The organism is Paraburkholderia lebeckiae (genome assembly GCF_050436325.1).
GTDB lineage: Bacteria > Pseudomonadota > Gammaproteobacteria > Burkholderiales > Burkholderiaceae > Paraburkholderia > Paraburkholderia tuberum.
In genome coordinates, this window is record NZ_JBNDLZ010000002.1 from 2,571,053 (window position 1) to 2,596,238 (window position 25,186).

Sequence of the window (25,186 nt, forward strand, 5' to 3'; positions counted from 1 at the left end):
ACGATGACAGAACATACGAAGGTCGATTTCGGTGCAGACAGTGTCGATCGCGATACCGCGTCGACGCCGGGGCCGACCGTGCTCGAAAAGTCGGCGCCGCGCAGCGAGCGCATGGCCGCGAACAAGATCGAATGCAATGCGTGTCCGGTGTTGTGCCAGATCTCGGAAGGGCGCACCGGCGCGTGCGATCGTTATGCGAATGCGGATGGGCGGTTGATACGCGTCGATCCGGTGGTGTTTCTGTCGCGTACGGATGATGCCGACGCCGACCAGGCAAATGCGGCGATTGAATTCGGCACATCCCCCGCCGCCGACCAAAGCACCGTCGAACCGGCCCTCTTCGTCACCGGCGTCGGTGCCTCCTCGACCTATCCCGACTACAAGCCCGCGCCGTTCATCGTCGCATCGAAGCTCGACGACGTCGACATGGTCACCGTCGTCACCGAAGGCATCTTCAGCTATTGCAGCTTCAAGGTGAAGATCGACACCGATCGCTTTCTCGGCCCCGAACAGGCCAACGTGCGTTGTGACGGCGAGATCGTCGGTCACGTGAGCACGGCCGAATACGGCTCGCAGATGCTGAGCCTCGGCGGCGTCCATCATCTGACCGGCGGCAGCAAGAAAGAAGGCCGCGTGACCTGCGACATGATGCTCGCGCTCGGCAACAAGGAGGCGGTCGAGCTTGGTATCGACGGCGGCGCGAGTCTCGTGATTCGCGCCGGCGTCGCGCCGATCGTCGACGGTGTCGAGGAGCAGCGCATGCGCGTCGGCTGCGGCTCCGCGACGATCGGTATCTTCGCGAAGCAATGGTTCGGCCACGTCGATGAGGTGGTGGTCGTCGACGATCACATTACGGGGGTGCTGACCGAGCACCAGGCGGGCCGCTGCCTCGGCATGACGCGCTCGGGACTCAAGATACGCGGCCGCAAATCGACGCCGGGCCGCTATTTCCAGGTTGCCAATCCTGGCACCGGTTGGGGGGGCACCGACATTCAGGACCCGCTCGCGATAGTCGAAGGATTCGATCCGTCGGTCGCGAAGCCGGGCATGCGCGTGCTGATGGTCTCGACGACCGGCGAACACGCGCAATGGTACGAACTCGACGCACAGCTCGTGCCGCGCATCGCGCCGATGCCCGACGCGGTGCGCCGCACGGTCGAGCGGATCGGCGAGAACTGCGAGCCGTCGCTCGCGACGGTGCTGTTTCTTGGCGGCGCGGGCGGCAGTCTGCGCGCCGGCGCGACCGAGAATCCGGTGCTGCTCACGCGCGCGATCAAGCGCAAGCTCGTCAACGTCACGTGCGGCGGCGCGCCGGCTTATGTGTGGCCGGGCGGCGGCATCACCGTGATGGTCGACGTGACGCGCATGCCGGACCGCTCGTTCGGCACGGTGCCGACACCGGCGCTCGTCGCGCCGATCGAATTCACGATGACGTACGACACGTACCGCGATCTCGGCGGCCACGTCGAGGCGGTGCGCTCGTTGCAGAGCGTCCTAGCGAGTGGGCCGACGCATACGGAAGGCGCGCCGCTCGCGCGGCGGACGCTGGCTCGCGACCCGGACAATCCGTGGCCGCCTGCAATGCCCGGTTAAGCACCCTAACCAAAAAATCACGCGATGACCCCCACCCGAACCCGGCTCGACGAACACCGCTGGCATTGGCAGCACGGGCCGATCGACCTGATCCTCGGCGCCGACGGCGAGCCCGGCGCGGTGCGTGCCGCATATGACGCATGCTGGGAGCGCTTCAGTCCTGTGCTGGAGGAGCTGGTCCGCGAATTGAACGTGCTTCGTCAACCACTGCAGGCTGTGTCGGCATTACATGAGTGCCCGCTTCGAGGCCCGGTCGCGACGCGTATGTGGCGCGCGTGTCATCCGCATCGTTCAAGCTTCATCACGCCGATGGCGGCGGTCGCGGGCAGCGTCGCCGACGAACTGATCGCCGCGTTCGCGCGCGACGGCATCGCGCGCGCCTTCATCAACAACGGCGGCGACATCGCGCTGCAACTCGCGGCGGGGCAGCAGTATCGCGTGGGCGTGTTGGCGGACCTCGCGCAAATTTCGGGCACGCGTTTCGCGCACGACCCTGCGCTCGACGCGCATCTGACGCTCGACGCTCGGCAGCCGATTCGCGGCATCGCGACGAGCGGCTGGCGCGGCCGCAGCTTCAGTCTCGGCATCGCCGACAGCGTGACCGTGCTCGCGCGCGATGCCGCGAGCGCCGACGCCGCCGCGACGATGATCGCGAACGCGGTCGATCTCGACCATGCGGGAATCGTGCGGCGTCCGGCGTCGTCGCTGAAGGACGATAGCGATCTCGGCGATCTGCTGGTGACCGTCGACGTGCCGCGTCTGCCGCAGCCGCTGATCGATTTCGCGCTCGCGCGCGGCGTCGACGTCGCGAAGCGGTCGCGCGACCAGGGTTTGATCGAAGGTGCCGCGCTGTTCCTGCAAGGACGGGCGCGGGTCACCGGCATCGACGATTCACGCGCGTTGTCCACCACGCGCGCTTCACTGACAACGGAGGCTCCGTGTTCGAAATACGCCGCGTGCTGACGCACGTCGAAGACATCTTCCACGAGTTCGGGCCTGCGCCCGCGCAGCCGCTCAGACGAGGCGCGATCGCCGCGGTGATGACGAATCCGTTCGCGGGCCGCTACGAGCCGAAAATAGAACCCGCGATGGAAGCGCTGAAGCCGATCGGCTTCGAGATGGCGCAGGGGCTGCTGACGGCGATGGCGGTGCCGCATGCGTCGATCGAAAGCTATGGGAAGGGCGCGATTGTCGGCGCGCGCGGCGAACTCGAGCATGGCGCGCTATGGCATGTGCCCGGCGGCTACGCGATGCGCGAGCTGCTCGAAAAGCACGGCGTGCCGACCAACGCGATCGTGCCGTCGACGAAGAAGGTCGGCGCGCCGTCCACCGCGCTCGACGTGCCGCTCACGCATGTCAACGCGAGCTACGTGCGCAGCCACTTCGATGCGATCGAAGTACGCGTGCCCGGCGCGCCCGCCGCCGACGAGATCGTCTACATCCTCGCGATGAGCACGGGGCAGCGCGTGCATGCGCGGGTGGGCGGCCTCGCGAAAGAGGCGATCGTCGGCAAGGATGGCTTGCGCTGAAGCGGCGCGCGGCAACCGTACAGCAAGGCAACGAAACTCGGAGAGCGCAAATGGCAATCAGGCTTCGCAAGCTGGTCGTGCAGGTCGACGAAACACGCATCGAAATGGGCCAGGCCGTCGAGCCGCCCGCGCGCCGCGCGGTCGCGATCGCGGTGATCGATAATCCGTATGCGGGCCGCTATGAGGCGAAGCTCGACGCGCTGATCGAGGCTGGCGAGGAACTCGGCGCGCTGCTCGGCAAGCGCTGCGTCGAGGCGTTGGGCATCGCGCCCGGGGAGGCGCAAAGCTACGGCAAGGCGGCGATCGTCGGCGAGGCGGGCGAGCTCGAACATGCGGCCGCGATCCTGCATCCGAAGCTCGGCGCGCCGCTGCGCGCGGCGGTCGAGAAGGGCGCGGCGCTGGTGCCGTCGGCGAAGAAGATCGGCACCTTGGGCACCGCGATCGACGTGCCGCTCGGCCACAAGGACGCCGCCTACGTGCGCAGCCATTTCGACGCGATCGAGGCGCGCGTGGCCGATGCGCCGCGCGCGAACGAAATCGTCGTGGCGGTCGCGGTGACCGCGTCGGGCCGGCCGCTGCCGCGCATCGGCGGCTTGCAGGCGAACGAGATCAAAGGCGAGGACGGCCTGCGCTGAGCGATCGTTTTTTTCAGCCGCCTGTTTGCCGTCGCTTGTTTTGCGGGTTGTTTCGCTGGTAGTGTCCTGCCGTTGACGCGGGCGCGCATGGTGCCGCCCGCGCTGCAACGTCCGCCGATCGGGCCGCTGCGCATGTTGCGCGCGCGCCGTTCGGCGAGCTGCCGAGGGTCTCGATGCTTTCGAATCTGCTGGTACAACTGGTCAATGGACTCGCCGACGCGTCGACGCTGTTTCTGGTCGCCGCCGGTTTGTCGTTGATCTTCGGCGTAACGCGCATCGTCAACTTTGCGCACGGCTCGTTCTATATGTTCGGCATTTACGTCGCGTATAGCATCGCGAGCCGCTTTGGCCACACGGCGGGCGGCTTCTGGTTGTCGGTGCTCGCCGCCGCGCTCGCGGTCGCGGTGTTGGGCGCGCTCGTCGAAATCGTCGTGTTGCGGCGGATCTATCAGGCGCCGGAGTTATTCCATCTGCTCGCCACGTTTGCGCTCGTGCTGATCTTTCGCGATGCCGCGCTATGGCTATGGGGTCCCGACGATCTGTTCGGCCCGCGCGCGCCGCATCTCGCGGGCGCGGTCGACTTTCTCGGCCATCCGCTGCCCACGTACGACATCGCGCTGATCGTGATCGGTCCGGTCGTCTTGCTGCTGCTGTGGTACGCGTTGACGCGCACGCGTTGGGGCACGCTCGTGCGCGCCGCGACGCAGGATCGCGAGATGCTCGGCGCGCTCGGCATCAATCAGGCGTGGCTGTTTACCGGCGTGTTCTTCGTCGGCGCGTTTCTCGCGGGACTCGGCGGCGCGCTGCAAGGGCCGCGCATGTCGGCGAACCTGTCGCTCGACCTCGAGACGATCGGCAATGCGTTCGTGGTCGTCGTGGTCGGTGGCATGGGTTCGATTCCGGGCGCGTTCGTCGCGGCGTTGCTGATCGCCGAGATCAAGGCACTGTGCATCGGTATCGGGCACGTGACGATCTTCGGCATCGGTTTATCGCTGAGCCGCTTCACGCTGGTGGCCGAATTCGTCGTGATGGCGGTCGTGCTGGTGGTGCGGCCTTGGGGTCTGCTCGGCCGCGCGAGCGCCGCGGTGCGCGCGATGGGTACGCCGGAAACGCCATTGCGTCCGGCGGGCAGGCGTCTGAAGGGGCTGGCCGCCTTCGTGTTGCTGGTGCTCGCGCTCGCGCCGCTCGCGGCCAACGCGTTCCCGTACATGCCGGTGCTGCTGGTTGAAATCCTGATCGCGGTGCTGTTCGCGGCGAGTCTGCATTTCATCATGGGTCCGGGCGGCCTGCATTCGTTTGGCCATGCCGCGTACTTTGGACTTGGCGCTTACGGCGCGGCGCTGTTTCTCAAAGTGCTGAATCTGCCGATGGAAGCCGCGTTGCTGCTCGGGCCACTGCTCGCGGTGGTGGGCGCGCTCGTGTTCGGCTGGTTCTGCGTGCGTCTGTCCGGTGTCTATCTCGCGATGCTGACGCTCGCGTTCGCGCAGATCGTCTGGTCGGTCGTGTTCCAGTGGGACGACGTGACCGGCGGCAGCAACGGCGTGCTAGGCCTGTGGCCGTCGAACTGGCTGTCGTCGCCGGTTGCGTTTTACTACCTGACGTTAGCGTGCGCGGTGCTCGGCGTGTGGCTGTTGCGCCGCATGCTGTTCTCGCCGCTCGGCTATGCGATGCGCGCGTCGCGCGATTCCGCGCTGCGCGCCGAGGCGATCGGCATCGACGTGAAGCGGGTGCAATGGGCGTCATTTGTGATTGCGGCGCTGTTCTGCGGACTCGCCGGATCGCTGTACGCGTTTTCTAAGGGCAACATCTCGCCCGAAGTGATCAGCGTGAGCCGCTCGGTCGATGGCCTCGTGATGGTGCTGCTCGGCGGCTTGCAGACGTTGAGCGGGCCGATCGTCGGCGCGGCCGTGTTTACGTGGCTGCAGGACACGGTCGCGCGCCAGACCGACTACTGGCAGGCGCTGCTCGGCCTCGCGATCCTGCTGCTGGTGATCGCGTTTCCACAGGGTATCGTCGGCTTCATTCGCGAGCGTTTCGGCGACGCGAACGGCGATCAGGCCGACAAGACCAACGGCGGCGCCGCGTCGCCGTCGCAACGGGCCGCCGCGGTCAAGGAGGGGCTATGAGCCTGCTGCGCGTAAGCGGTCTGTCGAGATCGTTCGGAGGACTGAAGGCGGTCGATAACGTTTCATTCGATCTCGAAGCCGGTCAACTGCTGGCGCTGCTCGGTCCCAACGGCGCGGGCAAATCGACTTGTTTCAACATGGTCAACGGCCAGTTGCAGCCGTCGTCGGGTTCGATTCTGCTCGACGGTCATGAACTCGTCGGCATGCGGCCGCGCGATATCTGGCGGCGCGGCGTCGGCCGCACGTTCCAGATCGCCGCGACGTTCAACTCGATGACGGTGCTCGAAAACGTGCAAATGGCGCTGGTGTCGCGCGAGAAAAAGACCTTCGGCCTCTGGAAGCCAGCGGGCTCGCACCATGCCGACGAAGCGTTCGCGCTGCTCGAACAGGTCGGCATGGGCGCGCACGCGAAGCGCGCGTGCGGCGTGCTCGCCTATGGCGACGTGAAGCGCGTCGAGCTTGCGATCGCGCTCGCGAACCGGCCAAAGCTGCTGTTGATGGACGAACCGACCGCCGGCATGGCGCCGAAGGAGCGCAACGAATTGATGGCGTTGACCAAGCGGCTGGTGACCGAACACGAGATCGGCGTGCTGTTCACCGAACACAGCATGGACGTCGTATTCGCGTACGCCGACCGGATGATCGTGCTCGCGCGCGGCAAGCTGATCGCCGAGGGCGACGCCGACACGATCCGCAACGACGCGCGCGTGCAGGAGGTCTATTTCGGCACCGGCAAGACGTTCCGGCCACACGCGCCACTGCAAGACGCGTCAGGCGGCGCGCGGGATCGTGGAGCATTGCAATGAGCGAACCGATGCTGAAAGTCTCCGGCCTCAATGCGTTCTACGGCCGCGCGCACATCCTGTTCGACGTCGGCCTCGAAGTCGGCCGTGGCGAAGTGGTCGCGCTGATGGGCCGCAACGGCGCCGGCAAATCGACGACGATGAAAGCGGTGATGGGACTGCTGCCGCGCCGCCACGGTGAAGTGACGTTTCGCGGCCAGAACATCAGCGCGCTCGCGCCGTACAAGATCGCGCGCATGGGCGTCGGTTTCGTGCCCGAGGACCGCCGCGTGTTCGCGGACCTGACCGTGATGGAAAACCTCGACACGGGCCGCCAGCCGCCGCGCGAAGGCGCGCCGCAATGGACTCCCGACAAGCTGTTCCGCCTGTTTCCCAATCTCGGCGAAATGCCGAAGCGCCCCGGCGGCCAGATGAGCGGCGGCGAGCAGCAGATGCTGACCGTGTCGCGCACGCTAATGGGCAATCCCTATCTGGTGCTGCTCGACGAACCGTCCGAAGGCGTCGCGCCGGTGATCGTCGAGCAGATGGCGAACATGATTCTCGAACTGAAACGCGAAGGGCTATCCATTCTGTTATCCGAACAGAATCTGCACTTCGCCGAGCTGGTCAGCGACCGCGCGTATGTGCTCGAAAAAGGGCAGATCCGTTTCAGCGGCACGATCGGCGAACTCGCACGGAACGAAACAGTGAGGCGCGCTTATCTGAGCGTGTGAATTCATCGGGTAGTGTCGGCGAAAGGAGAGGCAGATGGCGGCAGAGACGTTGACAGGCTTGTCGGGCAAGGTCGCGGTAACGAACATCGGGCTGCTGCTGTCGGGCGATATCGATCAGCCGATTCTCGACGCGGACACGCTGGTGATCGACGACGGCGTGATCGTCGCGGTCGGCCGCGAGAAGGACTGCGATCTCGAAGGCGCGCGCACGACGGTCGACTGCAAGGGCACGACGGTCGCGCCGGGCCTGATCGACTCGCACGTGCATCCGGTGTTTGGCGACTGGACGCCGCGCCAGAATCAGCTGGGCTGGATCGAGTCGAATCTGAACGGCGGTGTGACGACGATGATCTCGGCCGGCGAAGTGCATTTGCCTGGCCGTCCGAAAGATGTGCTCGGCGTGAAGGCGCTCGCGATCACCGCGCAGCGCTCGTTCGAGGGCATGCGCGCGGCCGGCGTCGGTGGCGGCGTCAAGGTGCTGGCGGGCGCGCCCGTGATCGAGAAGGGCATGGTCGAGCAGGACTTCAAGGAGCTTTCCGAGGCCGGCGTAAAGCTGCTCGGCGAAGTGGGCCTCGGCAGCGTGAAGGGCGGCGAGGAAGCGCAACAGATGGTCGCGTGGGCGCGCAAGTACGGTATCCAGAGCACGATTCACACAGGCGGTCCGTCGATTCCGGGCTCCGGCCTGATCGATCGGGACGTGGTGCTCGCCGCCGATGCCGATGTGATCGGCCACGTCAATGGCGGCCATACGTCGCTGTCGTACCGGCACGTGTGCGATCTGTGCGAGCAGTCGAGCCGCGCGCTCGAAATCGTCCACAACGGCAACGAGCGGATCGCGTTGCTGACCGCGCGCCATGCGATCGAACTGAAATGCCCGCACCGGATCATTCTCGGCACCGATAGCCCGGCCGGCTCCGGCGTGCAACCGCTCGGCATTCTGCGCATGATCGCGCTGATCTCGAGCCTCGCCGACGTCCCCGCCGAAATCGCGTTCTGCTTTGCGACCGGCAATACCGCGCGGCAGCGCCACCTGCGCCAGGGGCTGATCGAGGTGGGCCGTCCCGCCGATCTCGTGTTCATGGACCGCGCGCAGCATACGGCCGCCGACACGCTGCTCGAAAGCGTGCAACTCGGGGATATTCCGGGTGTGGGGATGGTGATGATCGATGGTCTGATCCGCTGCCGGCGCAGCCGCAATACGCCGCCCGCGACCGAAGTGCCGGTGGTGCTGTGAACGCGCGGCGCGACAGGGTGCTCGCATCATGACGAACCGCGCCGCTCAGCTCGTGCTGAAGGTGAACGGCGCGACGCATGTGGTCAGCGCGGCGGCGCAGACACCGCTGCTCTACTTGCTGCGCAACGATCTCGCGCTGAACGGGCCGAAGTTCGGTTGCGGTCTCGGCGAATGCGGCGCCTGCACCGTGCTGCTCGACGGCATGCCGACGCGCGCCTGCGTGACGACCGCCGAAGTTGCGCTGGGCCGCGAGATCACGACGCTCGAAGGGCTCGGCACGCGCACCGCGTTGCATCCGGTGCAGCAGGCGTTCATCGACGAACAGGCCGCGCAATGCGGCTACTGCCTGAACGGCATGATCATGACCGCGAAGGCGCTGCTCGATCGCGATCCGCATCCGAGCGTCGCGACGATCCAGCGCGAGCTGTCGCGCAATCTGTGTCGCTGCGGCACGCATGTCGAGATCGTGCGCGCGGTGCAGCGCGCGGCGCAATTGCTCGACGCGCAAACGGACGTGGACGACGGAGCGCGCGTATGACCGGGCCGGACTTCAGCGTCGATCGTCGTGGCGCGCCGCCGTCGCGCAAGCAGTTGTACGACGCGCACAGCGTGCTGCTCGTCGCGCGGCCGCCGCATGCACCGGTCAAGGCCGCGCGCGGCCAGCCGGGTTCGCGTTCTTCGTTCGTGCCGACCGAGGCGGATCTGTTTCTGGTCGTGCGAGACGATGGCAGCGTGGTCGCGTTCAACGGTCACGTGGACCTGGGCACCGGCATCGGCACCGCGCTCGCGCAGATCGTCGCGGAAGAGCTCGATGTGCCGTTGACGCGTGTATCGATCGTGCTCGGCCATACCGGCGAAGCGCCGAACCAGGGGCCGACGATCGCGAGCGCGACGATCCAGATTTCGGCGGTGCCGCTGCGGCAGGCGGCGGCACAAGCGCGTCAGTATCTGGTCGCACAAGCGGCTGCGCGCCTGAATGTAGACGCGAACGATCTCGACGTGCAGGACAGCCGCGTGTTTCCACGCGATGGCGACCCGGCGCAGGGCATTCACTATGGCGAGCTGATCAAAGGCCAGCGTGTCGAACTGCTGCTGTCGACCGATGCGCCTTTGAAACCGCCGCACGCGTACCGCGTCGTCGGCAAAAGCGTGCCGCGCGTCGATATTCCCGCGAAGGCGACCGGTGAGCTGAGCTTCGTGCACGACGTGCGCGTGGCCGGCATGCTGCATGGACGCGTGGTGCGGCCGCCTTATGCGGGCGTCGCGCAGGGTGAGTTCATCGGGCATAGCCTGCTGGAGGTGAACGAAGCGGCGATTCGCGATTTGCCTGGCATCGTGAAGGTGGTCGTGATTCGCGATTTCGTCGGTATCGTCGCCGTGCGTGAGGAGATTGCGCAACAGGCAGCGCAGCGGCTCGACGTGCGCTGGAAGACGGTCGATGGTCTGCCGCCGCTCGACACGAGCGAGCAGGTCGAAGCGGCGCTGCGTGCGAATCCGGCGACGCGGCGCGACCTGGTGATCGAAGGCGACGTGGATGCGGCGCTCGCGCAAGACCCGTCGCGCACGTTGGAACGGACTTACGTGTGGCCGTTCCAGATGCACGCATCGATCGGCCCGTCGTGCGCGGTCGCGGACTATCGCAACGGAGACGGCGACGACACGCAGCTGAAAATCTGGTCCGGCACGCAGAACCCGCATTCGCTGCGCGCCGACCTCGCATTGCTGCTGGCGCTCGACGAAGCGCGCATCGACATCGTACGGATGGATGCGGCGGGCTGCTACGGCCGCAATTGCGCGGACGACGTCGCCGCCGATGCCGCGCTGCTATCACGCGCGGTCGGCGCGCCGGTGCGCGTGCAGCTGTCGCGCGAGGACGAACACGCGTGGGAGCCGAAGGGCGCGGCGCAGTTGATGGACGTACGCGGCGCGCTCACCGCCGAAGGCGACCTCGCCGCCTACGACTTCGCGACGCGCTATCCATCCAACGACGCCCCCACGCTCGCGCTGCTGCTGACCGGCACGATCCCCGCGCAGCCGCAGGTGTTCGAGATGGGCGACCGCACGGCCGTGCCGCCGTACGACTATCACAGCATGCGCATCGTCTGCGACGACACGCCGCCAATCGTGCGCGCCGCGTGGCTGCGCGGCGTGTCGGCGTTGCCGAACACGTTCGCGCACGAGTCGTTCATCGACGAACTGGCAGAGCAGGCCGGCGTCGATCCGGTCGAATTCCGCCTCAGGCATCTGACCGATCCGCGCGCGATCGACCTCGTCAAGGCGGTCGCGGCAAAAGCCGGGTGGGAACCGCGCGAACCCGCGTTCAAAACGCGCGGCGAGGACGACGACAACATCGCGCGCGGCCGCGGCATCGCGTACGCGCGCTACGTGCACAGCAAATTCCCGGGGTTCGGCGCCGCATGGTCCGCGTGGGTCGCCGACGTCGAAGTCAATCGCAACAGCGGCGAACTGGCGGTCACGCGCGTCGTGGTCGGCCAGGACACGGGCACGATGGTCAATCCCGATGGCGTGCGTCATCAGATTCACGGCAACGTGATCCAGACGACGAGCCGCGCGCTGAAGGAGCAGGTCAGTTTCGGCGACAACGCGGTGACGAGCCAGGAGTGGGGCGCGTATCCGATCCTGACGTTCCGGGAAGTGCCGGTGATCGACGTCGTGATGATGTCGCGCCACGGCGAGCCACCGATGGGCGCCGGCGAGTCGGCGTCGTTGCCCGGCGCGGCCGCCATCGCCAATGCGCTGTACGACGCGACGGGGGTGCGTTTCCGTCGCCCGCCGTTCACGCCGGAAAAGATCCGCGCCGCGCTCGCCGACGCGCAGGCGGAAGACGCGGCGGCGGCGCGCAGGAAAAAGCGCTGGCTGCGCGGCTTTTTCGGCTTGTTGGCTGCGGGCGCGGTCGGCTGGCTTGGTGCGCTGTCGTTCGCATCGGTTTCCAGCGCGCCGCTTGCGCCGATCACGCCGCCGCTCGCGAGCGCGTTCGCGCCGGAACTGATCGCGCGCGGCAAGCTGCTCGCGTCGCTCGGCAATTGCGCGGTTTGCCATACCGCCAACAACGGCGTGCCGAACGCCGGCGGCAAGCCGCTCGCGACCCCGTTCGGCACCGTCTACAGCACCAACCTCACGCCCGACGGCCAAACGGGGATCGGCCACTGGTCGCTCGAAGCGTTCGTGCGCGCGATGCGGCACGGCATCAGCCGCGACGGTCATCGGCTGTATCCGGCGTTTCCGTACACGTCGTTCCAGAACATCTCCGATGACGATCTGCATGCGCTCTACGCGTATCTGATGTCGCAAACGCCGGTGCGCAGCCGGCCGCCCGAAACGAAGCTCGCGTTTCCTTTCAGCGTGCGTCCGCTAATGGCTGCATGGAACGGCCTGTTTCTCGGCCGCACTGCGTTTACCGCCAAGCCCGCGCAGAGCGAGCAATGGAATCGCGGCGCGTATCTGGTGAATGGCCTTGGCCATTGCAGCGCGTGCCACACGCCGCGCAACGCGTTCGGCGCCGAAAAAACCGGCGCGGCGCTCATGGGCGGAGGCAGCGCAGAGGGCTGGGAAGCGCCCGCGCTGTCGGCGTTGTCGAACGCGCCGGTGCCGTGGAGCGAGGACGAACTGTTCCGCTATCTGCGCGACGGTCACGCGCCGTTGCACGGTGTCGCAGCCGGGCCGATGGCGCACGTGGTCGGCGATCTCGCGGCGCTGCCCGACAGCGATATCCGCGCGATGGCCGTCTATCTCGCGTCGCTCAATCCGCTGGAACCGAACGCCGATCCGGCCGCGACCGCGCGCGCATACGAACAGGCCAGCGCGATGACGGGCGCGCCGGTCACGGCGGGTGCGCGGCTTTTCGACGGCGCGTGCGCCGCGTGCCATCACGCTGGCAGCGGACCTCAGTTGTTCGGCGCACATCCGTCGCTTGCGCTGAACACGAACCTGCACGGCGCGGCGCCGGACAACCTGATTCGCGTGATTCTCGACGGCATCGGCTCGCCTGCGCGGCCCGAACTCGGTACGATGCCGGCTTACCGCGACAGTTTCAACGACGCCCAGGTCGCCGAACTCGTGTCGTTCCTGCGCGCGCAGTTCGCGGGCGGCAAGCCGGCGTGGCAGGACGTCGCCGCGAACGTGGCCAGAATCCGCGCGGAACCGCGCGAGCAATGAGCCGCCAGCCGTCGTCCGCAGGTGCGCAGGTCCGCGCGCTTGCACGTCCGCGCGTTCGCATATCTGACTAAAACCACCATTCCTTCTGATAACGGAGAAACGCATGACCACGCGCGCAGGATGGATCTCTCGCCTCATGGTGTCGACCGTGTGCTCGTTTGCCGCGCTCGGCGCGAGCGCACAGCAGACCGTCAAGATCGGTGAGATCAATAGCTACAAGGCGCAACCCGCCTTTCTCGGGCCTTACAAGCAAGGCTGGAATCTCGCACTCGAGCAGGTGAACGCGGCGGGTGGCGTGCTCGGCAAGCAGCTCGAAGTTATCTCGCGCGACGACAACGGCAATCCCGGCGACACGATCCGCGTCGCCCAGGAACTGATCGCGCGTGAGCAGGTGCAGCTGCTGTTCGGCGGCTTCCTGTCGAACACCGGCCTCGCGCTAGCCGACTTCGCGAAGCAGAAGAAGATCTTCTTCCTCGCGGCCGAACCGCTGACCGACAAGATCGTCTGGGCCGATGGCAACAAATACACGTACCGTCTGCGCCCTTCGACCTACATGCAGGTCGCGATGCTGGTGCCCGAGGCCGCGAAGCTGAAGAAGAAGCGCTGGGCGATCGTGTATCCGAACTACGAGTACGGGCAATCGGCGGTGGCGACCTTCAAGAAGCTGCTGACGGCCGCGCAGCCGGACGTGCAGTTCGTCGTCGAACAGGCGACGCCGCTCGGCAACGTCGACGCGGGCGCCGTGACCCAGGCGATCGCCGACGCGAAGCCCGACGCGATCTTCAACGTGCTGTTCGGCGCCGACCTCGGCAAGTTCGTGCGCGAGGGCAATACGCGCGGGCTCTTCAAGGATCGCGCGGTGGTGTCGTTGCTGACCGGCGAGCCCGACTACCTCGATCCGCTCGGCGCCGAAGCGCCGACCGGCTGGATCGTGACCGGCTACCCGTGGTATTCGATCGATACGGCCGCGAACAAGCAGTTCGTCGACGCGTATCAGGCGAAATATCACGACTATCCGCGGCTGGGCTCGGTGGTCGGCTATTCGGCGCTGATGTCGATCGCGGACGGCATCAAGAAGGCGGGTTCGACCGATCCGGACAAACTCGCCGCCGCGTTCAAGGGGCTCAACGTGCAGACGCCATTCGGCCCGATCATGTACCGCGCGCAGGACAATCAGTCGACGATGGGCGCGTATGTCGGCGTGACCGGCGTGAAGGACGGCAAGGGTGTGATGACGTCGTACCGCTATGTGGATGGCGCGAGCGTGCAGCCATCGGACGCCGAGGTGAAGAAACTGCGCCCGGCGGATTGAGGACGTGGCGCGCGGCGGTCCGTCGTGACTGCCGCGCAATGGCCGCGCGAGTGTTGGTGAATGCACGTTCGCAGCGGCTTTTGCCACGAGCGGGCGGCTTTGAAAACGGCGGTTGCCGTCGGCGAAACCTACTCTTCCGCGTCGTGCTCCGTGACGAAGCGCTTCAGATAAGCGAGCACGGCCGCTTCCATCGCGCGATGATCGGCGGTGTTTTTCGAGCCCGCGTTTTCTTCATCGCCGAACAGTGTGGACGGCGCGTTGTGCACGTCCACTTCCTGCCCCTCGCGGAACACGCGAATTTCGTGGACGTCTTCGACGTACTCGGCGATCCAGTGCACGCCCTCGATATGTGTGCCAGCGCGAACCGTAACTATCTTCATGGCTGTCTCCATGCAAGGCGGTCGATTTGAGTTGGCGCTTCGGCGCTTACTCCCGTCCCATGTCCACAACCATACGCCGTCCCGCCGACGCACGCGAGTCCCGCCGCGCAACCGCCGCCGGACCATGGCGCGGATTGGCGCGCCGGCACGCTCGTTGCTCAATGATAGAGACTCACCCACAACCGGAGAACCGTCATGCCAGAGCAGAAAACCTTGAAGCGTGCCGAGGCCGATAAACGCGCCGGCAAATCAGCGAGTACTCAAGCGGGAGAGTTCGTCAAGGAACAGGTGGACAAAGTCCGCGCCGGCAAGCACGGCGTGCGCTCGCCGAAGCAGGCGATCGCGATCGGGCTGTCCGAGGCGCGGCGCGCGGGCGTCGACCTAAAGCCGCCGAAGAAGGGCGCCACGAGCGAGGCGACCCGCAAGAAAGCGCAGAAGGACAGCGCGGCGGGCAAGCACGAAGGCGCCGCGAAAAAGAGTGCGAGCAAGGAGTCGAGCGCGAAACGCTCGCGTGTGTCGGAGAGCGTGCTCAAGCGCGAGAGCAAGGCCGGGGCGTCGTCGGCCGCGATGTCGAAGCAGGCGAAGTCGGCGGCGGCCAAGCGGCCAGCCGCGAGCCGCTCGGCCGCAGCCAAAAAGGCCGCTGAGACGAAGGGCGCGGCTGGACGCTCCGCTGCCGCGAAAAAGGCCGCGCAAACGCGGGCGTCGCGCGCGCATCACTGAGCTTGCGGCTCGCAAAGCGGCAGCAATAGAAAAGAGCGGCGCACGCATGCGCGTGCCGCCGCTCTTTCGTCGTCGCCTGGTGGCGCGCTTGCGCGCCTTCTTACTGTACTGTCGCCAGCACCTCGCCAACGGTGCGGAAGAGCCGCGCGATCTGCTCTTCGTCGATGATCAGCGGCGGCGAGAACGCGAGGATGTCGCCGGTGAAACGGATCAGCACGCCGGCCTCGAAGCATTTGACGAACGCCTCGTAGGCGCGCGCCCCCGGCGCCCCGTCGCGCGATTCGAGCTCGATGCCCGCGACGAGGCCGAGATTGCGCACGTCCTTCACGTGCTTCGCGCCGCGCAGTCCATGCGCGGCGGCTTCGAACGTCGGCGCGAGGCTTGCCGCGCGCTCGAACAGCTGGTCGCGGCGGTACAGATCGAGCGTCGCGATCGCGGCCGCGGCAGCCGCCGGATGCGCCGAGTACGTGTAGCCGTGGAACAGCTCGATCGCGCCCGGCGCGCCGCTACCCACGACCGTGTCGTGGATCGTGCGGCTCGCCGCGACCGCGCCCATCGGAATCGACGCGTTGTTGATCGCCTTCGCCAGCGTGATCAGATCCGGCGTGACGCCGAAGTGTTCGCTCGCGGTCGCCTTGCCGAGGCGGCCAAAGCCTGTGATCACCTCGTCGAAGATGAGCAGGATGCCGTGCTTCGTGCAGATCTCGCGCAGCTTCTGCAGATAGCCTTGCGGCGGAATCAGCACGCCGGTCGAGCCGGCCACCGGTTCGACGATCACCGCGGCGATCGTCGAAGCGTCGTGCAGCGCGACGATGCGCCCCAGCTCCTCGGCCAGATGCGCGCCCCATGCGGGCTGGCCCTTCGAGAACGCGTTGTGTTCGAGGTCGTGCGTATGCGGCAGATGATCGACCGCCGGCAACAGCGCGCCGGAAAACGTCTTGCGATTCGGTGCGATGCCGCCGACCGAAATGCCGCCGAAACCGACGCCGTGATAGCCGCGCTCGCGGCCGATCAGACGCGTGCGCTGGCCTTCGCCGCGCGCGCGATGGTAGGCGAGCGCGATTTTCAGCGCGGTGTCGACCGATTCGGAGCCGGAGTTCGTGAAGAAGATGCGATCGAGCCCTTCCGGCATCAGCTCGGCAACCTTCTTCGCCGCTTCGAACGCGAGCGGGTGGCCCATCTGGAAGGTCGGCGCGAAGTCGAGCGTCGACAACTGCTGCGTGATCGCGGCGACGATTTCATCGCGGCCATGGCCGGCGTTCACGCACCACAGCCCGGCGCAACCGTCGAGAATCTCGCGCCCGTCGGTGCTGCGGTAGTACATGCCCTTCGCCGATTCCAGCAGGCGCGGCGCGGCCTTGAACTGGCGATTGGCGGTGAAGGGCATCCAGAAGGACGACAGATCGTCGATGACGGGGCGCGAAGTCATGGCATCTCCTCGAAGTGGCGCGGTTGGGGCTTTAAGCGTAGCCAAACTGTAGTCCTCGCGGTTTAATGGCGGCATAAACAGTTGACCAAGTGTGGTGTCAACTGTGCTGGTGGATTCGCGCGAACTGTTCCGGTAGGCGGGCGGTCCGCGGTCCGTCTTTTTGCCCCTCGTTTTTCGCCCGAAACATGATCGAACTGGACCTTCAACGCGACCGGCGCGCGGCGCCGACGCTCGTCGAACAGGTCGTGCAGAGCTTCGCGCGCGCGATCGACTCGCAATCGCTGCGCGCCGGCGCACTGCTGCCGTCGGTGCGGCAGCTTGCCCAAAGCCACGCGCTGAGCACCTTCACCGTGACCGAGGCGTACAACCGGCTCGTGTCGATGGGCCTCGTGGTCGCGCGGCGCGGCTCCGGCTATCGGGTGGCGGCGCGCTCGCCGTCCACGCGCGCGGCCATCGCCGACTGGACGCCGCCGAGCCTGACCGCGACGTGGCTGCTGTCCGACGTATTCGCCGATCACTCGGTGCCGATCAAGGCGGGCTGCGGCTGGCTGCCGAGCGAATGGACCAACGAGAGCGGCCTGCAGCACTCGCTGCGCGCGCTGAGCCGGGTGCCGGCCGCGCGCCTCGGCGACTATGGCCATCCGTACGGCTTCGCGCCGCTGCGCGAGCGCATCGCCGAACAACTCGACCGGCGCGGGCTGCCCGTCGACGTCGCGAACGTGCTGCTCACGCAGGGCGCGACGCAGGGGCTCGACCTGATCGTGCGCACGCTGCTGCGCGCGGGCGATGCGGTGATCGTCGAAGATCCCGGCTACTGCAATCTGCTGCAGATCCTGAAGCTCGCCGGGCTGGTCGTGCATGGCGTGCCGCGCACGCCGGCCGGCGTCGATACGGACGTTCTCGCAACGCTGGTCGCGCGGCACAAGCCGAAGGCGATCTTCGTCAACACCACGCTCCAGAATCCGACCGGCGCGACCTTCGGCATGTCGGCCGCGTTCCGCTTGCTGCAGATCGCCGAGCGCGAGCGCATCTGGGTGATCGAGGACGACGTGAGCCGCGAACTCGCGCCGGCCGGCGCGCCGCTACTGGCGGCGATGGAAGGCTTGCAGCGCGTGTTGCACGTCGGCGGCTTTTCGAAGACGGTGACGCCGTCGCTGCGCTGCGGCTATGTGGTGGCCGAGCAGGCGGTGCTGCGCGAACTCGCGCGCACGAAGATGGCGGTGGGGCTGACGTCGTCGGAAACGATCGAGCGGATCGTCGACAAGGTGCTGGTGGAAGGGCGTTACGCGCGCCACGTCGAGACGGTCAACGAACGGCTGAAGCTCGCGCACGTGGCCCTCGAAGAACGGCTGGACGCGCTCGGGCTCGAGGTGTTTCACCGGCCGCGCGCGGGACTCTTCATGCTGGCGCGTCTGCCGATCGAAGCGGAGCGTGCCGCCGAGGTCGCAACTGCCGCGCTTGCGCACGGAATCTGGCTCGCACCGGGCTCGTACTTCCGTCCCGACGACGCGCCAAGCGCGTGGTTCCGCTTCAACGCGCCGTATTCGAGCGACGACGCGTTGTGGCGCTTCATCGAGCGGGTCGGGCAGGGGGCGTGGTAGACGTGTAGCGACACAATAAAGTCCGTACTTTTCTGAGCGGCCATTCCTCAAACAATTAAGTTGTACCTTTGGTTATATCGCGAACTGGAAATGCGCGCTGAGCCCAAAGACAGCGCATGGACCGTTAAGTGTGTACTTTCTTTTCCTGACAGGTTTTCAAAGTTAATCGTTGACTGGATTGCGTTTGAGATTCCAGGGAATGCTCCCGCCGCTGCGGTCAGCCGCGACCTGCCGGCTATACGAATAGTAGCCACACAGGAACATCCAGCACTTCGGCAATTCTGACTACCCTTGCCAGATGTCCCTCGGCAACGCCCGTTTGCCTTGACAAGCGCCATTGACTGTATCGCACGTGCTTGCGTAGCACGCCACGAAAGACCGACCTACGGACAAACGCAATCTGGGCCACTAACGGCGACATCGTCCGCATTGGGTTCAGTGTCATTGCGACTGCGACAAGGACCGAGGTCAAGATCGCGAAATATTCGTTTCAGTGAGAAATAGGTGAGCAAATGAATACGCTCGTTCGAGCGGCTTCGCCACACGCAACTGGCGGGTTCTTTTCAACGCCGGCTGGACGTTGGCGACCATCGAAAATTTTCCAGCGACGGATATTTATTCATGACCATCATCTCGTCGAAGTTCACGGGACAACCTGAATTGGCCGGATGCTTTCCCGCCGCAACAACGAGACTGTCGTCGCGCAAATCCGCTTCCCAATTCATCTCCGAAGATGCCAGCAATATTGGTTCTTGACCGCATATCGTGCGCACTGCGGCCACCTCGTCTTTGTAGTACGTCTCCTTCAGCAGGATATAGCCCGTAACGCTTGCCGCAGCGAGGACCGAGTTCGCGATGCCGAAGGCGAGTACTACATGGAATAGTTTCCGATTGGATGAAAACCCCGCAATGACCAGAAATGGGACCATATAAAACATCGGGACGTAGCGGGCCCACCAGGACTGCGGATGTAGCAGAACGCTCGCTAACGTTGCGAGAAGAAACACTTTCGCAATCTCACCGCCGTCTCTCCTTCTCCAGAAGAAAGAAGCGATGCACGCGATAAACATAACCCCGAAGAAGGGTCCGAACGCGCCGAAACGCGCAGCAGCCGTATGCAGCGCGATAAACGCGTCGCGCAAGTGGGCGTATGACGGGACAAAGATAGGCTCCGCGTTCTCGCACGGCCTGCAATCCAGCGGCAGCGAGAAATACGATAAGAAAATCCTCTGCAAAGGATTCATTGCAAGAAAGTGTGCTGACACTCTTCCACCGATAATATCGACCTTGTCGCTGCCCAGCACGGGGTAGAAAATGTGTTTGCCAGCGACTATGTTCTGCACGTACGGCGAATAGCCGATCACTGCGACAGCGACAACAGACCAGATGACCAACTCTCCGATAACTTTCCGGTTCTGAGTCAGAAAGCGTCTCTTTTCGCCGCCAATAAACTCCGCCGTGAAGAAAACAGCAATCGAGATGGCGGCGAAGGCGGGTCCTGTCAGCTTCGAGCCGATCAGAAGCACGAGTGCGATACCTAGTTGAACTCCGGAATAAGGCCTACGCTTGAGCGCGAAAAGCAAATGGACAGAAAAGATGGCCCAGCAGTAGTAATGTGCAGCGTCGACATAAAAACTCGTCACCTGGCCGAGCGCTACCGGGTTGTAAACAGAGGCAACCGAAGCAATCAGTGACGCTCTGGCAGATATTCCCGCTGACTGCAGCAAACCCATCAGAGCAACGCAGGCAGGGACACTGAGCAATAGCGTAAATGACTTTCCACTGTTGAACCGTGAAGTCAGAACCTTGGCCGTGTATGCAAAATACTCAAATGCTTTGGGGTAATGTGCGGCCCAGAAGCTTCCGCCCAGTGCGTCGGTATCGGCAACGCCGTTTAGGGTGTGGTCTATCGATAACGGTGTCGCGATGTGATAGTTCAGGCCGTCGAAACTGAATTCTCGCAGGAATCCAAACGCAAACAACACCACCGCGATGAATAATATCGTAACGATCGTGGTGCGCCATTCGGAACGAGAAACATAGCCATAGATGACGACGGCTACAACGATGGCGAACGCCCAGATTCCTGCCAGCACGCCGCTATTGATGTCGAGGTTGTAGAGGATCGCTGCATATAGCGACGAGCCGAATACGAAGATGAGGATCTGGTCGCACAGCTGCGTCCAGTTCACACACTCCAGGGCGGCTTGCATCGTCATCGATCTCCGCGTGGAGCTCACACGCAGAATGGCGTCATTCGTCATCGTGGACATTCGGGCCTTCTCCGGTTGATGGAGACCCTCGCCGGTCGACGCATGCCCGCTGCTACCAAGGTCACCACTCTGACCGTCGAAACATGCCCACGACAACACAACGCAAGGCCGGGGTTGGGATGAACGAAGTAAAAGAGGAACGACAGCGAATCGAACAGCGCCGATTATGGGCATTTGAATGGCGCTGCGCAAGCTCGCATTGCGCGAACCGCCGAGGCACTTTTCTGCTGTCGGAGCGCCGCACAAATAGCGCAGCTCGATGGGTGGTGCTTGGAAAGTCGAGGCGTGGACCCAGACGCGGAGAGTGTTCGACGTTATCGGCCAATATCACCACATTGCAAGCCGCTGTGACACCGGTCAGAGCCGGCAGATCTATGCTCGCTGCAGGCGCCAACGGTTCGCTGCAACGCAGCGAATAAGCGATAGCCAGCGATTGGCTTCATTGTCCGCCCACGAATCTGTCGTGCTAACCCTATCGACAGGTCGATGCGCTCAGACAAGGGTCGAGTGCATGACGATCACGATCTTCATGCGGGGAACGCGCGCCCACCCTTCACTGCGGTAAGGCGCATTCCACGCGGAGTTGCGCTTCTCAAGTACGAAGATTCACTGGCATCAGTAGATGTTCGTGGCTGGCAGAGCCGGCGATTGCGCTCGCCAGACTCCTTTACAACGCCTTGAAAGTTGAGCACCCGACCGAGGCGACGACGCGGAAATGAGTCGCGGCAGCGGCCCGTTGCGCTCGCGTGCTGATCCAGCGGGTCAATGCGACTTTTGCATTGCTTAAACTTTGTAAGGTTGATGACGATTTATGTCCATCGAGGTCACCATGGCTGCCATTCCACTTTGCGTTGATCTGGACGGGACACTGACGCACAGCGATCTTCTGATCGAGTCGTTCCTCGCTCTCGTGAAGCGAAATCCGCTCTATCTGCTCTATTGTTTGGAATGGTTGCTGCGTGGAAAGGGATATCTCAAAGCGCAGATAGCCGCGCGGGCCGCAATCGACGTGTCACTGCTGCCGTACAACGGACGCCTGATCGACTTCCTGAAGAAAGAGAGCGCGGCCGGCCGCGAGCTTTATCTCTGCACTGCAGGCAATCAACGGTTTGCCGAACAGATCGCATCTCACCTCGGATTCTTTAAGGGGGTGATGGCGAGCAACGAGTCGATCAGTCTGTCAGGCACGAACAAGGCGTCGGCTTTGACGGCGGAGTTTGGCGTACAAGGATTCGACTATTGCGGAAACGCGCGAGCCGATCTGCCGGTGTGGAAGCAGGCGCGCACGGCGATTGTCGTTGGAGGAAAGAGCATCCAGGCGGCCGCGCGGAAGGTGAATCAAACCACGGTCATCTTCGATAACAAACGGTCTCTCTTCAGGCTGGCCGTACGGGAAATGCGCGTCTATCAGTGGGTGAAAAACCTGTTGATCTTCGTGCCGCTTCTTGCGTCGCATCGCTTCACGAACTTCGACGCACTGAAGGTTGGCGGGATCGCATTTCTTTCGTTCTGCTTCTGTGCGTCTTCGGTATATATATTGAATGACATGCTCGATCTCGACGCGGACAGGCGCCATAGTCGCAAGTGCAAACGTCCGTTTGCCTCAGGCGAGTTGCCGCTTGTTAGCGGAATTGGCATGTTATTCGTCCTGTTGCTGGCGTCGGCGAGCCTCGCGGTTTTCCTGCTGCCATCGTTTCAGCTCGTGCTAGCGTGTTACGTCGTGCTGACACTCGCTTATTCCTTCCACCTGAAGCGGGTGATGCTGGTAGATGTCTTCACGCTGGCTGCGCTCTATACCACCCGCATCGTGGCTGGGGGCGCGGCGGTCGATGTCGTGCCGTCAGACTGGCTAATCATGTTCTCGGTGATGATATTCCTCAGTCTGGCGTTGGTGAAGCGCTATACCGAACTCGACAAAATGCAGCGAGAGGGCACGGACTCGACGCCTGGCCGAGGTTATCTCACGGCGGACATGAGCATCGTGCGCTCGTTTGGACCCGCAGCGGGCTATGTGGCGGTGCTCGTTCTTGCGCTTTACATGAATTCTGCCGCCGTCACGGGGTTGTATCGTCATCCCCACAGGCTTTGGATCTTCTTTGTTCTCGTGCTGTACTGGATCAGCCGCGTCTGGATGGTAGCTTTCCGAGGGCAGATGCATGACGACCCGATCGTGTATGCGTTCAGGAACCGTTCTAGCCTGGTCATCATGATGCTTTGCGTAGCCGCAGTCCTTTTTGCGATTTGATCAAACGCTAGCTCTTTATAGGTTGCATCGCAAAGCGACGCGATTCCGAACCCCAACATTGCATGCGTACAAGACGCGGCGGCGCGCGTCGAAAGCTCAGCCGCCGTGCCTGATCAGCTCCAGCGCGATCGGATACAGCGACGCCACGAGCAGCAGCGCCATCGCGATGTTGAAGACGCGCAGCCGCTTCGGGTTCGACAGCACCTCGCGCATCGCGGTGCCGAACCCGGCCCACACGCAGATGCACGGAAAGCCGATCACATAGAACACCGCAGCCATCGCGACGGCGTTCATGCCGAAGCTGTTGCTCAGGTGAATCGTCGTCGCGGCGGTCAGCACCATCATCCACGCCTTCGGATTGACCCACTGAAACGCGATCGCCTCGTGAAAGCGCATCGGGCGACGCTCGCCGTTCCTGAGCTTCAGTTCGCCCGACGTGCCGATTTTCCACGCCAGATACAGCAGATAAGCGACGCTGACGACTTCGAGCACCGTGTACAGCACGGGGAAATGCACGAACGCCTCGCCGAGGCCGATGCCGACCGACAACATCAACAGCACCACGCCGACGCTGATGCCGGACAAATGGGGCAGCGTGCGGCGAAAGCCGAAATTGACGCCCGACGCGAGCAGCATAGTGTTGTTCGGACCGGGCGTGATCGAGGTGACGAGCGCGAACAGGACGCCGGCGGGCAGCGCGCTGAGAGTGACGAAAGACATGGGGGCTCCGGTGTCGCCAACAAAAAACGGTGAGGCTCATTCTAGCGACAGGGGCCGGTACAGTACCTGTACGGTTTTGAAAATGATGTCCGGTACGGATCGATGATGACTTGATTGGCCGGAAAGCGTCGCCACGCGGCGTTTCAACACTCGGTAGTTAACATATGTTGCATTTATTTTTTTAATGGCAACATATGTAGGCGGCTGGCGCAGCAGCCCGCCATCCATCAGGAACCTGCCGCACGATTGGAGATACCCATGAAAGTGATGAATTGGTCCACTGTTGCCATGCTCGTGGCGGCAACGTTGGCGAGTCCGGGCGCGTTCGCGCAGGACGCGACGTCCACGCTCGCGAAGATCCAGCGAAGCGGCGTGATAGCGATCGGCCATCGCGAGACGTCGGTGCCGTTCTCGTACGTCGACGCGAACAACGAGGTGGTCGGCTTTTCGCAGGACCTGTGCAACAAGGTCATCGATGTGGTCAAGACGAAAACGAAGCGTCCGGACCTCAAGGTGCGCTTCATCCCGGTCACCTCGCAGAATCGCATTCCGCTCGTGCAGAACGGCACGGTCGATCTCGAATGCGGCGTGACGACCAATCTCGTCGCGCGCCAAAGCCAGGTGACGTTCGCCGACACGTTCTTCGTCGCGACGACGCGTCTTCTGACGCGCAAGGACTCGGGCATCAAGGACTTTCCGGATCTCGCCGGCAAGACCGTCGTGACGAATCAGGGCACGACGTCCGAGCGCATCCTGCGCAAGATGAACGAGGACAAGAAGGTGAACATGCAGATCATCAGCGCGAAGGATTACGGCGAAGGGCGCCTCACGCTCGAAAGCGGCCGCGCCGTCGCGTACATGATGGATGACGTGTTGCTTGCCGGCACGCGCACGCTGACCGCGAAGCCGTCGGACTGGATCATCACCGGCACGCCGCAATCGTCGGAAGCGTATGGCTTCATGTTGCGCCGCGACGATCCGGAGTTCAGAAAGCTCGTCGACGACACGCTCGAACAGGTGATGAAAGGACCGGAAATCCACACGATGTACGACCGATGGTTCATCAAGCCGGTGCCGCCGAAGAACATCAGTTTCGACTTTCCGATGAGCGATTCGCTGAAACAGCTTTACGCGACGCCGAACGACAAGGCGCTCGAATAACGGCTTTGGCCGCTATTGCGCGTAGGAATGGTTTCTAGTGGCAGTCTTTTGCTCTTTCCTCTATACCTGGCTATAGGCGGCGCGTTTCGGTTGAACGTCGCCTATAGCGGGAACGGAGGTGCAAAGTGAAGAGGCCGATGGAATCTTCGCGGCGCGGACGGATTTTCCCCAGTGGAATTCTTCGTGCTGCGCTGGCGTTGGCAAGCGGCGTATTCATGGTGTCCGCAAACGCCGACGCACAAATGCGCGCGATTACGATCGTATCGGGCACCTATGGCGAGAATTGCGGCGCGCCGCGCGGCAACCTGACTCGTGAGCTCGAGCGTCATTGCAACGGACGGGAAACTTGCGATTACGCGCTGCCCGGCCTGCACAAAGGTGGCACGACGATGGCATGCCCACGCGACTTCCGCGCCGAATGGCATTGCGACCACGCGGACTTCCACACTGCGGCGCTGGGTCCCGGCGCGAAATCGGGCGACACGCTCGTGCTGGGTTGCGTCGAGTCACGTGGCGCGGGCAAATAGCTCCATGCG

The 25,186-nt window shown here is 64.2% G+C and carries 20 protein-coding genes; 16 read left to right on the forward strand and 4 right to left on the reverse strand.

What is annotated here, in order from left to right; all coding sequences use genetic code 11:
- Positions 1 to 3: 3 nt before the first annotated feature.
- From OKW44_RS15065 to OKW44_RS15115, 11 genes are all read left to right on the forward strand, one after another.
- Positions 4 to 1,593 carry a hypothetical protein gene (locus OKW44_RS15065; RefSeq protein WP_018423565.1) on the forward strand — a complete coding sequence of 530 codons (1,590 nt, stop codon included), beginning with the start codon at positions 4 to 6 and terminating at the stop codon, positions 1,591 to 1,593.
- Positions 1,594 to 1,617: 24 nt separating this feature from the next.
- Positions 1,618 to 2,556, forward strand: coding sequence for a UPF0280 family protein (locus OKW44_RS15070; RefSeq protein WP_018423564.1), 939 nt, complete (start codon positions 1,618 to 1,620; stop codon positions 2,554 to 2,556).
- On the forward strand, positions 2,532 to 3,122 hold the full coding sequence (locus tag OKW44_RS15075; protein ID WP_018423563.1) for an amino acid synthesis family protein: 591 nt from the start codon (positions 2,532 to 2,534) through the stop codon (positions 3,120 to 3,122). Before OKW44_RS15070 ends, OKW44_RS15075 begins: the two co-directional genes overlap by 25 nt.
- A gap of 50 nt (positions 3,123 to 3,172) precedes the next feature.
- Positions 3,173 to 3,757: an amino acid synthesis family protein gene (locus tag OKW44_RS15080; RefSeq protein WP_018423562.1), complete on the forward strand. Its 585-nt coding sequence runs from the start codon at positions 3,173 to 3,175 to the stop codon at positions 3,755 to 3,757.
- Between the two features lie 173 nt (positions 3,758 to 3,930).
- Positions 3,931 to 5,883, forward strand: coding sequence for an ABC transporter permease (locus OKW44_RS15085; protein ID WP_018423561.1), 1,953 nt, complete (start codon positions 3,931 to 3,933; stop codon positions 5,881 to 5,883).
- Positions 5,880 to 6,689, forward strand: a complete 810-nt coding sequence (locus OKW44_RS15090) for an ABC transporter ATP-binding protein (RefSeq protein WP_018423560.1) — start codon at positions 5,880 to 5,882, stop codon at positions 6,687 to 6,689. The genes OKW44_RS15085 and OKW44_RS15090 overlap by 4 nt, the downstream gene beginning before the upstream one ends.
- On the forward strand, positions 6,686 to 7,399 hold the full coding sequence (locus OKW44_RS15095; protein WP_018423559.1) for an ABC transporter ATP-binding protein: 714 nt from the start codon (positions 6,686 to 6,688) through the stop codon (positions 7,397 to 7,399). Before OKW44_RS15090 ends, OKW44_RS15095 begins: the two co-directional genes overlap by 4 nt.
- A 34-nt stretch (positions 7,400 to 7,433) precedes the next feature.
- Positions 7,434 to 8,633 carry an amidohydrolase family protein gene (locus OKW44_RS15100; RefSeq protein ID WP_018423558.1) on the forward strand — a complete coding sequence of 400 codons (1,200 nt, stop codon included), beginning with the start codon at positions 7,434 to 7,436 and terminating at the stop codon, positions 8,631 to 8,633.
- A gap of 28 nt (positions 8,634 to 8,661) precedes the next feature.
- Complete coding sequence (locus tag OKW44_RS15105; RefSeq protein WP_018423557.1) at positions 8,662 to 9,171, forward strand: (2Fe-2S)-binding protein; 510 nt, start codon at positions 8,662 to 8,664, stop codon at positions 9,169 to 9,171.
- Complete coding sequence (locus tag OKW44_RS15110) at positions 9,168 to 12,809, forward strand: molybdopterin cofactor-binding domain-containing protein (protein ID WP_018423556.1); 3,642 nt, start codon at positions 9,168 to 9,170, stop codon at positions 12,807 to 12,809. The genes OKW44_RS15105 and OKW44_RS15110 overlap by 4 nt, the downstream gene beginning before the upstream one ends.
- Positions 12,810 to 12,912: 103 nt before the next feature.
- Positions 12,913 to 14,121 (forward strand): ABC transporter substrate-binding protein, encoded by a 1,209-nt coding sequence (locus OKW44_RS15115; protein WP_026226368.1) that lies wholly within the window; start codon positions 12,913 to 12,915, stop codon positions 14,119 to 14,121.
- 128 nt (positions 14,122 to 14,249) lie between these two features.
- Here the strand turns inward: OKW44_RS15115 and OKW44_RS15120 are convergent, their stop codons facing one another.
- Positions 14,250 to 14,501, reverse strand: coding sequence for a hypothetical protein (locus OKW44_RS15120; RefSeq protein WP_018423554.1), 252 nt, complete (start codon positions 14,499 to 14,501; stop codon positions 14,250 to 14,252).
- 195 nt (positions 14,502 to 14,696) lie between these two features.
- Here OKW44_RS15120 and OKW44_RS15125 point away from each other — a divergent pair, with 195 nt between their 5' ends.
- Positions 14,697 to 15,221 carry a DUF6496 domain-containing protein gene (locus OKW44_RS15125; RefSeq protein ID WP_018423553.1) on the forward strand — a complete coding sequence of 175 codons (525 nt, stop codon included), beginning with the start codon at positions 14,697 to 14,699 and terminating at the stop codon, positions 15,219 to 15,221.
- Between the two features lie 100 nt (positions 15,222 to 15,321).
- On the opposite strand, the gene aptA is transcribed toward OKW44_RS15125, so the two are convergent.
- Complete coding sequence (gene aptA / locus OKW44_RS15130) at positions 15,322 to 16,650, reverse strand: omega-aminotransferase AptA (RefSeq protein WP_018423552.1); 1,329 nt, start codon at positions 16,648 to 16,650, stop codon at positions 15,322 to 15,324.
- 185 nt (positions 16,651 to 16,835) lie between these two features.
- On the opposite strand from aptA, the gene OKW44_RS15135 reads away from it, so the two are divergent.
- Entirely contained in the window at positions 16,836 to 18,251 is a 1,416-nt protein-coding gene (locus OKW44_RS15135) for an aminotransferase-like domain-containing protein (protein ID WP_018423551.1), read from the forward strand.
- 563 nt (positions 18,252 to 18,814) lie between these two features.
- Here OKW44_RS15135 and OKW44_RS15140 read toward each other — a convergent pair.
- Complete coding sequence (locus OKW44_RS15140; RefSeq protein ID WP_018423550.1) at positions 18,815 to 20,524, reverse strand: hypothetical protein; 1,710 nt, start codon at positions 20,522 to 20,524, stop codon at positions 18,815 to 18,817.
- Positions 20,525 to 21,335: 811 nt separating this feature from the next.
- On the opposite strand from OKW44_RS15140, the gene OKW44_RS15145 reads away from it, so the two are divergent.
- Positions 21,336 to 22,769, forward strand: coding sequence for a UbiA family prenyltransferase (locus OKW44_RS15145; RefSeq protein ID WP_026226367.1), 1,434 nt, complete (start codon positions 21,336 to 21,338; stop codon positions 22,767 to 22,769).
- Between the two features lie 96 nt (positions 22,770 to 22,865).
- Here the strand turns inward: OKW44_RS15145 and OKW44_RS15150 are convergent, their stop codons facing one another.
- Complete coding sequence (locus OKW44_RS15150) at positions 22,866 to 23,489, reverse strand: LysE family translocator (protein WP_018423548.1); 624 nt, start codon at positions 23,487 to 23,489, stop codon at positions 22,866 to 22,868.
- A 258-nt stretch (positions 23,490 to 23,747) separates the two neighbouring features.
- Between OKW44_RS15150 and OKW44_RS15155 the strand changes: the two genes are divergently transcribed.
- Together OKW44_RS15155 and OKW44_RS15160 are read left to right on the forward strand one after the other, a co-directional pair.
- Positions 23,748 to 24,650: a glutamate/aspartate ABC transporter substrate-binding protein gene (locus tag OKW44_RS15155; protein ID WP_018423547.1), complete on the forward strand. Its 903-nt coding sequence runs from the start codon at positions 23,748 to 23,750 to the stop codon at positions 24,648 to 24,650.
- A gap of 215 nt (positions 24,651 to 24,865) precedes the next feature.
- Positions 24,866 to 25,177: a hypothetical protein gene (locus tag OKW44_RS15160; protein ID WP_018423546.1), complete on the forward strand. Its 312-nt coding sequence runs from the start codon at positions 24,866 to 24,868 to the stop codon at positions 25,175 to 25,177.
- Positions 25,178 to 25,186 lie beyond the last annotated feature (9 nt).